The following is an 8,768-nucleotide window of genomic DNA, read 5'->3' as shown; positions in this document are numbered from 1 at the left end:
ATTGGAGATTGGAGATTGGAGATTGGAGATTGGAGATTGGAGATTGGAGATTGGAGATTGGAGATTGGAGATTGGAGATTGGAGATTGGAGATTGGAGATTGGAGATTGGAGATTGGAGATTGGAGGTAGGAGATACGAATTACGGGTACGAAATCCGAGAGTCGACACCTGAATTCCGAAGTCCGATGTCCAAAGTCCGCGTTACGGGAACGAGCCTCTAGTCTCGAGCCTCGATGACGATCACGAGCACGAATCACGATTACGATTACGAATTACGATTACGAGCACGGATCCAAAAAGCTGGTCCCAGAACCCAGGTCCCAGTTCCGTTGTCCGATGTCCGCGTTACGCGAACGAGCCTCTAGTCTCGTGTCTCGAGCCTCGATGACGAGTTACGATTACGCATTACGAGCACGATATCCCAACTCCTATCTCCTCACTGTTCATCCCCCTCACTCACCCTGCTTGAGAAATTCCTCGCGCAGGTAGCGGTGCATGGCCGCCTCGGAATCGTTGTCGGTTGGGGTTTCGAGAAACTGGTACGGCCCCGCGCTGCCATACGCAAGGAACGAATGGCAGAGCGTGCAGTCGTGGGAGACAGCCGCACCAGTTGAGTCCACAAGCTCCTGGTTGTGGCAACGGAAACATCCGCCGTCGTGGCGGTGGTCCAGGTGGCTGGGATAGGTTCCCCACCGCACCGCCATCAGCGGGTGGATGTTCCGATTGTAGACGGCCTGCGCCGCAGTGATGGTCCGTTCGAGGGCCTGGCGCTGGGCCGCCGTCATCTCGGGCAGCAGCCGCGCGTAAGCGCCCTCGAGGCGCGCGGCGATGCCGGCCATGGCCGCCTCGCGGTCCGGATAGTCGGGCAGGAGCGCCCCCAGCACCTCGCGCCGGACGAACGGCAGCGACCGGTCCATGAGCCCGCGTCGCATCCGCTCGTCCACCGCCACCTCCGGCTCCTCGTAGATGTGGGTGGCCCGGTTGTGGCAATCCACGCAGTCGAGGGTCCGCTGCCAGTCTGCAGGCGTCGGCGCCGCCGGCTCCCCGCGGCGGGCGAACCGCCGCCAGGTGCCGTCCAGTTGGCGCACCTCCACCCAGAGCATCTCCTGCCGCTCGTCTTCCGCGGAGGCGTAGCGGACCGCGTTGGCCTCGGCCACGTGCCAGTGGATGCCGGCGTGGCCGGCGGCCTCGCCGGTGTCGATCTTCAAGTTCAGGGTCGTGTAGCGCGGCGTCGAATCGCGGTCCATACCGTAATGCACCCGGACCTGCTGCCGATAGCCGTAGAATTTGTCCGGCCAGTGGCACTTCTCGCACGTCTCCCGGGCGGGGCGGAGCTGGCGCACCGGCGTGGGCACCGGCCGCTCGTAGGCATTGAACATGGCCAGGAACATCTGCCGGGCGCCGTTGAGCTTGGAGCTGACCAAGGCGCCGGTACCCTCACCCACATGGCAGTCGACGCAGCGCACCCGGGCGTGGGGCGAGACCTGATAGGTGGCCCACTCGGGGTGCATGACCTTGTGGCAGGCGGTGCCGCAGAAGACCGGCGTGTCCATGAAGGTGAGCATCCGCATGGAGGCGGCCGTCAGGAAAAGGATGTTGACCAGGGTGAACACGACCACCGTGACGAAGAGCCGCGAGCCCCCCGGCCGGGGCGCCACCGCGTCCGGTGAGAAGCGCTCCGCCAGCAGCTCGCGGTCGGCGCGGGCACGGGCCTTGCGATACAGCCACCAGCCCAGCGGGATCAGCGCCAGGCCCACGACGAAGAGCGTCGGCAGCAACAGATAGGTGATCAGCCCGATGTAGGCGTTGGTGAGCACGCCCAGCAGCCGGAGCAGCTCCATGAACAGGAACGTCAGGAATGACGAGGTGGTCAGGACCACGCCGGCCCGGCCCACCGGGTTCACCGACAGGCCGCGGACGAACGCCCGGTATCGCGCGATGAGGGTCATGGCTCACTTCCCGGCGGCGAAGAAGCGGCGGTAATACTCCTGAAGCTCGCCGGAGCGGATCTGCCGCTTGAGCCCGTCGGTCCGCTCGTTCACCCAGCGGTGCATGGGATCATCGCGCAGGAGACGGTCGATGAACGCGTTCACCTCCGGGTTGTTATAGCGGCGCGCCTCGGGAATCAACTCGAAGTAGAAGTGCTTGGCCACTTCGTAGAAACCGTGCCACCAGGTGTAGTCCGGACCCATCATGGAGGCGCCGTGGCGGGCGCGGCGCCCCTCGTGGTGCCACAGTTCCCAGTAGATCCACTCGATGTCGTTGCCGAAGCTGGCCGGGCGCTCCAGGAGCTTGTTCTTGGTTATCAGCGCCAAAATGTCGGTGGCCGGTCGGGCGAACTTGTCGTTGTAGAGACGCACTGCGGCGTCGTATTGGTGGAAGTGACCGTTGACGAACACCTGGCCGTGGCAGGCGGCGCAGACGTTTTTCATGGCCACGCGGCGCGGCCCGGCGTTGTCCTTGGCCGCGGAGACGGGCGGGCGCAACGTCCAGTAGATCCGCTGGCCCACGTCGTGTGTGGCCTGGACCCGCGTGGACGCGGCCATGTGGCACGTGGCGCAGGTGGGCGCCGCCGAGTAGTCCGCGCCCACCACCCAGCGGTCAGCCTTCAGGTTCATGGCGTCGAGGTTGGTGTAGTAGGTGTTGCCGTGCTTGCTCTCCTCGTACACCTCCTTCTGCGGGTGGTCCTGGCCGAGGTGGCACTTGCCGCACGCCTCGGGCTGGCGAGCCTGGGCTTTGGAGAAGAGGTGCCGCGGATGGCAGGCGTTGCAAGCGCCCTTGGAACCGTCGGGATTGAGCCGGCCGATGCCGGAGTTGGGCCAACTCTCCTTGTGCAAGCGGTTGGGCGAGCCGGGGTCCAGCTTCACTTTGCCGCCGTGGCAGCTCTCGCAGCCGAGGATCGCCACGGGTGCGCCGGCCAGAACGTGGGCCAGGTAGGCGTCCTGCGACTCCAGGATCAGCCCCGCCGTGGCGTGGTAGGAGGCGCCCACCTCGGCCGCCTCCCGTTTGTGGCAGCGGCCGCAGTCCGTGGGCGTGACCAGCGTGGCGATGCGGACGTCGTAGTGGACGAAGCCGTCGGCGTCGCCCGACTCAGCCCGGTGGCAGTCCAGGCAGGTGACCTTGTGGAGGGCGTGGGCGGAGCCGTACCACTGCTGGTACAGGCCGGGTGTCTTCTCCTTGTGGCAGGTCAGGCACTTGCCGGCGGCCGCCGACGTCGCGGGTGTCTGGGCCAGAACGGCCAGGACCAGGCTGATGATGAACAGGATAGCGAGCATGCTGCGGCACATGGCTCCTCCGATTCCGCTGAAATTGATTTGCGCCTCATTGTACCGGAGCCGCCCGCCCCTGACAAGACCCGACCGTTCATCGCCGCAGCGGTCTGGTCGCACAATCCTTTCGTTGGATCCCTTCGGAGATGACAGTCCCTTCCTGAACTCCGTCGGGTTCTGGAATCACCCGCGATGGAACCCAGTGAACGGTGAACATGATTGAGAACACTGTGAGTTGCAGGCAGTTCACCACTCACCGTTCACTATTTGACTGTATCACTGTTTACTGTGAACAGTTCACTGGCTCTCGCCGGAGCGGTGACCGTTGCCCCCGTTGTTAAGCCAGGCCATGGCGCACTCCGTCCGGTCGAAGGTGCGGATGACGGCGCCGCGGTTCAGGGCGACGGTGGCAAAAAAATTGATATCCCGTTCCTCGGGGGCGCAGACCACAGCGAACCGGATGCCCCGCCCCAGCACCGACAGGCTCACCCCGAGGTCGTACCACTGAATGGTGCTCAGTCGGGTCCGCTGCCGACGCACGTCCAGCAACACCTTGCCTAGGCCGTTCCGCCGGCACAGGTGCAGGAGTTCGTCGCACTGCAGCCGAAAGTCGTCGTGGTTGGCCGGCCCCTCACACTGCGCGAAGACCAGCATGTTCTCGGTGTCGATGAGCGTTTGCGCGGACATGGCCTGCTCCTCGGAAAACAGGCGGTGGGTCGCGTCGCCGCGGCCCACCGCCGGCACCCTCCCCAATCAAGTCGGCTGACAGGTTTCGAGTCCGCTCGCGGCGTCGGACCCGGGCTTCCATCCCAAGGCCGGTCATCCCTCTCCACCACCCTTATCCGCGGTGCTGCGGGACGCCGGCCCGCAACACGGATGCGTCACGGGGTGCTGTGATCGATCGGCTGTCAAAGACTGGGATCGGAATCTTGTATTCTCTTCATAACACCAATTTTTTAGAATTTTCCCCCAGTTCGGACGATTTTCCGGATCCGGAACAATACCGTTCACCGCTGATTCCAATTTATTGATTATAAAGATTTTCACAGATATCACCGGCGTGTGTCGGACAGGCCCATCTCCACGCCACGATCAGGGCGCTCCGGCCATCATACATAAATCATTGATAAAAATGTAGTTACACCCATACATTTCCGTTCCAAATTCGGAACGTTCAGACCGGTGTAGGTATTAGTGGTAGAAAATAAATGATTTAAATGGCTGTCATCAATTCGTGCGTGACGGGCGGCCACCCCCGCCCCAGGCCATTGGCCCCGTCATGTTCCGGATCCGGAAATAATTGACGCGACCGGCTGCAGACGCCATTAAAAGTGATAAGATATAGGGTTTGGGCCTGGCTCCATCAGACCGAGGCGGTGAACGCCTGCAGTTCCAGCCGGTGTCGGACCTCCGCCGTGAAAACGCCCATCTGACAGGAAAAATCACCCATGCCCGACAGGTGGAAACGGACGTGCTGCAGCGGCAGCAGCGCGCCGGCCCAGAACACGCGCCAGCGGAATCGGAGCGCGGTTTCGGCCGAGAGCGCACGCGCCTCCGGAGCCAGTAGCCCCTGCCGGTCGAGGTGTTCGCTGAGCGCCAAGAGGCGCTCGAACTGGGCGCGCAGTTCCCGCAAGTAAAGCCGGGCCAGCCGGATGCGCCGCTGTTTGAGGCGCTCGGCCTCCGCGGCCAGCCCCACTTCATGGCGCAGCCACCGGTAGTCATCGTCGCGGAACAGGGCGGGCACGGCCGCCAGCACGTCGCCGGCGGGTGCGAGCGCGTCGAGCGCCGCGCGCGGATCGACCGCTCCGTCCGCGAGCAGGGCCCGGAACTCCGGCGGGACCGGGCGTCGCCGCAGCGCCGCTGCCGCCAGCACCATCAGACCCAACACCACCCCTGTCACCAGAATCGCCTGCCACATGGCGCCCACCTCCAGCGTATTCTGATTTTAGATATACCCGCCGGGGCGGCGGCTTGTCAACGCGGCTCCCCCGGAGCCCGGAACGGATTCAGCCGGCCCAGCGCCTCGCCCGACGCCGCGTCCAGCCGCCGCATGCGTCGCAGCAGTTCCCCTTGCAGTCCCGCCGCCGGTTCCGCGCCTGCGACGGCAACATCTGTTGGAATCACCGCCGCCACCAGCCAGAGCAGTTGCGGCCAAACATAGCTCAACTGGTAGAAATACCGCCAGAATCCGTCCAGTTGCGGATGAGCCGCCTCGAGGTAAAAAAAGTTCAGGCACTGGGTCAGGCTGAAGACCAGGAAGCCGGAAACGATGAACAACAGGGCCCGTTCCATCGCTATCCCGGTCAGCCGGCGAACCACCAGGATGAACGTGCAGACCACCGCGACCAGGAGAAACACCCACTTCCCCAGGTAAATACTGATGGTGTACAACAAGGAACCCGACGGCTCATAACTCACAACAAACAGGATAGACAGCAGCAGAACCGCTCCGTAGAAGAAACCGTCGAGCATTCGCTTCAAATTGGGATAATCAGCCAGCACGGTCCAGTAGAAGCCCAACACAATGACGATCTTGAGCAGGTGCTCCACACATTCCAGGACCCAGTACAGGTTGTAGTACCAGATCGTTTGGTAATTGAAATCAAGCCAGGGGCCGACGTAGCCGAAAAATCCGTCGCCCGCCGCCACTAACGCGTAGTACGCAACAAACGACTGATATTTTCTCTGAAAACCCGCCCGCACCATCAGTCCCAGCAACACGAGCGAGAACAGGGCCATCAGGTGGGTGTATAGGCTCATGACGTCAGCCGAACCTGTCGATCAATCGCCCCTGCGGTCACCCGGCGATCAGCTTTTCAAGGGCGGCGGAGGGGGCGGCGGCGGGGTCACGTTTCCATCCATGAGCCGGGCCTGGCCGGCTTCCGGCCGGGATGCGCCGCCCTGATCGCCGGACTGCCCGACGCCGAGCGAAAACGCCAATGCCAACATCAGCAGGAACGTCGTGACGGATTGTATCATGGAAAGCCTCCACCGATGGATATCGTGAGGTCAGTCTAACGGGGGCCCGGGTGGTTGGAGCGAGTCGGGCAAATTATTTCCGGATCCGGAACGGCGAAGGACCGGTTGCATTCCGGCCAGCGATGGTCTCATAATTGGGGCGACCGATCCCTCCCCGCGCGAGGCACCCATGGATCAACGGGATCTCCGGCTCCACGAACAGGATGACGCGGTGCTCCGCGCCCGGGCTGACCTGGCGGCCCAGACGCTGGCGCCGCTCCCCGACGCCTTCAGCCGGCTGGTCTACCTCGCGTCACTGCGGGAGTATTCCTCCGACGAGTACAGCCACTGGGGCTTGGAGGATCTGCACGGCCGCGACGCTGCGCGGCAGGCGCTGCGCGAGGAGCACCTGGCGGTCTTCCGCGAGGTGAACGCCCTGCCGCTGCCGGAGCTGGCGCGGCAGGCGGGCGCCTTCGTCGCCGGTCGCGTTGAGGACGGCAGAATCCTGCTCCAGAACTGGGCCCGCGACCAGTCCTACAATCTACTGGCGCCGGTGGGAGTCAGCGAGCTGGAACGGGAGAGCTTCCGGATCAACTTCGCGGCTGTGCTGGCGGCGTTGGCCCGTCCTCGGTAGCGACAAGCGGCGTATATACCCCGATCACCTGCCCCAGGATCTGGACTTCCCGGACCATCCGGTACCGCTCCTGACACTTCTTCGACAGCGGGTGCGGCACGAGCACCAGATCCTTGCCGTCCACGAGGCACCAGCAGCACCGGTACCCCTCGACAGTCTGCACCACATACAGCGGCCGATCGTACTCGGTCTGCCAACCGGTGTTGGACACGGCCCGGCGCAGCCGCTCGGCCTTGACGATGGACCCGGCCCGGAGCAGCGGGTACATCAGGTTGTCCGCCTCGCCGATCTGGACGAAGAAGAAGCGGGAGAACTCCATCTTTTTGTGGATGATCTCGAACGGGATCCGGCCCCACTCCTGAATGACCCGGTTGAGCAGCGCCGTGGAGCGCGCCGAGAACGACGGGTCGAAGCGCAGCGGCACCTCCAATGTCTCGGGCGCGCCCAGCAGGTCGACGGGGCGCGTCCGATCCGACTGGATGCATTCGCTGTAGTCCTGCCGCTTGTGCACGTCCAGGCCGAGCAGGGCCAGCATCTCCAGCAGCGGCATGTTGTAGACGACCGACAAGGCGAACAGCTTGTAGACGCCCGGGATCAGGCCGCGGTTCTCCAGCTCCGACAGCCGGCTCACCGAAACGAAGTAGCGTCGGTCATTGAGTTTTCGGGCAATGGCCCGGCTGGCCGATTCCACCTGGCGCACCGACAGGCCCAAGCGGCCCCGGATCGCCTTGAGCTCGAGCCCGTAGAATTTGTGGACGTCCGTACCCATGACCCCTTGCCGTCCACACCAAGAATGCCGCCCCGATCCAGCGGCCGCGTGTCGGCCGGCGTCGTTCGGCCGACCTCAAATATACGCAAAGATTCACGATTTATCCAAAGAAATGTGAAGGCGCCTGCGCGCCGCCGCTAGACGTGGTTGCGGAGCATCATCTCTTTCGGGTAGGGGTTGAGGTAGGTCTGCCGGCGGACCCAGTCGCCGACGGAATGTTTGGCCAGATGGTGCCGCAGCAAGGTGAACGGCACGATGTGGGGCACCAGGCCGTCGCGGTATTCCTGGACCGCCGCCAACAGCTCAGCCTTGTCGGCCGCGTCGAGATGGTCCTTGAGGAAGCCCATCAGGTGATGAAAGACGTTGGCGTGCTTGCGCGGCGTGGCCAGCGCCTTCAGGCCGTCCATGAGCCGGCTGAAGTACCGCGCCGCCAGCTCCGGCCACGGCGTCCGGCCGGCGTCGGCCACCAGGCGGCCGAGCTCGGTGTAGTGCGCCGGACTGTGGGCCAGCAGCGTCAGCTTGATCGCGGCGTGAAAGGCGACCAGGCCCGCCGGACGCGGGTTGTCCCGCAGCAGTTGCTGCCACCGCGCCACGACGAAAATCCGCTCCACGAAGTTTTCGCGGAGGCGCCAGTCATGGAGCCGCCCCTCCTCTTCCACCGGCAGGTCGGGGAAGCGCGCAGTGAAGGCCCGGGCGAAGATGCCGCTGCCGGTCCGGGCGGGCATGCCCTGCTCGCCGTACACCTTGACCCGGAAGAGACCGGAGCTCGGCGAATCCTTCTTGAAGACGAAGCCCACCAGGTCCAGGCCGGCCAGCTCGTCGAGGCGTCCCGCCGCCCAGGTCTGCATTCGCTCCGTGTGGTCGGCGCCGGAGCGCGGCGCCACCAGCCGAGGTGCGGCCGGGTCGCCCACCAGGCGCATGCTCTCGCGGGGGATGGGCAGGCCGATCTCCACCTCCGGGCACACCGGCACCCACTCCACATAGGGGCCCAAGACGCCCACCAGGAATTCGTCACGCTTGTGCTGCCCGTCGTAGCGGACCTCATCCCCCAGCAAGCACCGGCTCACGCCGAGGCGCAGCCGCGGGCCCAGGTGCGCGGGATCGGGTGCCGGTTTTGGTTTGGGGCTCATGGGTTTC

Annotated in this window: 9 protein-coding genes; 1 reads left to right on the top strand and 8 read right to left on the bottom strand. The window is 64.4% G+C overall.

Annotated elements, in window-relative coordinates; all coding sequences use genetic code 11:
* Positions 1–453: 453 nt before the first annotated feature.
* From GX414_00140 to GX414_00115, 6 genes are all read right to left on the bottom strand, one after another.
* Positions 454–1,950 (bottom strand): cytochrome C, encoded by a 1,497-nt coding sequence (locus GX414_00140; protein ID NLI45499.1) that lies wholly within the window; start codon positions 1,948–1,950, stop codon positions 454–456.
* A 3-nt stretch (positions 1,951–1,953) separates the two neighbouring features.
* The gene (locus GX414_00135) at positions 1,954–3,288 is read right to left on the bottom strand and encodes a hypothetical protein (GenBank protein NLI45498.1); all 1,335 of its coding nucleotides are present in this window, start codon (positions 3,286–3,288) and stop codon (positions 1,954–1,956) included.
* A gap of 279 nt (positions 3,289–3,567) precedes the next feature.
* On the bottom strand, positions 3,568–3,957 hold the full coding sequence (locus GX414_00130) for an STAS/SEC14 domain-containing protein (GenBank protein ID NLI45497.1): 390 nt from the start codon (positions 3,955–3,957) through the stop codon (positions 3,568–3,570).
* Between the two features lie 676 nt (positions 3,958–4,633).
* Positions 4,634–5,188, bottom strand: a complete 555-nt coding sequence (locus GX414_00125; protein ID NLI45496.1) for a hypothetical protein — start codon at positions 5,186–5,188, stop codon at positions 4,634–4,636.
* 56 nt (positions 5,189–5,244) lie between these two features.
* Complete coding sequence (locus GX414_00120; protein ID NLI45495.1) at positions 5,245–6,030, bottom strand: hypothetical protein; 786 nt, start codon at positions 6,028–6,030, stop codon at positions 5,245–5,247.
* Positions 6,031–6,078: 48 nt separating this feature from the next.
* Entirely contained in the window at positions 6,079–6,249 is a 171-nt protein-coding gene (locus GX414_00115; protein NLI45494.1) for a hypothetical protein, read from the bottom strand.
* A gap of 169 nt (positions 6,250–6,418) precedes the next feature.
* On the opposite strand from GX414_00115, the gene GX414_00110 reads away from it, so the two are divergent.
* A complete protein-coding gene (locus GX414_00110) occupies positions 6,419–6,862 on the top strand; it encodes a hypothetical protein (protein ID NLI45493.1) in 444 nt (147 codons plus the stop codon).
* Here GX414_00110 and GX414_00105 read toward each other — a convergent pair.
* Both GX414_00105 and GX414_00100 read right to left on the bottom strand, forming a co-directional pair.
* Entirely contained in the window at positions 6,819–7,631 is an 813-nt protein-coding gene (locus GX414_00105; protein NLI45492.1) for a helix-turn-helix transcriptional regulator, read from the bottom strand. The genes GX414_00110 and GX414_00105 overlap by 44 nt on opposite strands.
* Positions 7,632–7,768: 137 nt before the next feature.
* Entirely contained in the window at positions 7,769–8,761 is a 993-nt protein-coding gene (locus GX414_00100; GenBank protein NLI45491.1) for a DUF1722 domain-containing protein, read from the bottom strand.
* Positions 8,762–8,768 lie beyond the last annotated feature (7 nt).

The sequence above is a fragment of the Acidobacteriota bacterium genome, from assembly GCA_012517875.1.
In the GTDB taxonomy this organism is placed as follows: Bacteria; Acidobacteriota; JAAYUB01; order JAAYUB01; family JAAYUB01; genus JAAYUB01.
The sequence above is the reverse complement of the archived record's forward strand: the minus strand, read 5'-3'. Positions and strand labels throughout refer to the sequence as shown.